1 rRNA gene is annotated in these 255 nt (G+C 45.1%); it reads left to right on the top strand.

What is annotated here, in order from left to right:
- Positions 1–255, top strand: a 23S ribosomal RNA gene (locus tag ACEN4L_RS13595); the annotation flags it as partial.

Here is a 255-nt window from a genome sequence, read left to right as displayed (position 1 = left end):
AGGTTGATATTCCTGTACCTGTTTGTTTTGTTTGAACAATGGAGGGACACAGGAGGCTAAGGAATGCGTGCTGCTGGATATGCACGTCCAAGCAACAAGTCTTGAAGTGAGTCAAATGCTTGCTTCTTTAAGGACAAGTTGTGATGGGGAGGGAAATTAAGTACCGAAGTTCCTGATGTCACACTGTCAAGAAAAGCTTCTAGTTAGAAACAAACAGCCCGTACCGCAAACCGACACAGGTAGTCGAGGAGAGAA

This window comes from Desemzia sp. FAM 23988, assembly GCF_045528365.1.
In the GTDB taxonomy this organism is placed as follows: Bacteria; Bacillota; Bacilli; order Lactobacillales; family Carnobacteriaceae; genus Desemzia.
The sequence above is the reverse complement of the archived record's forward strand: the minus strand, read 5'-3'. Positions and strand labels throughout refer to the sequence as shown.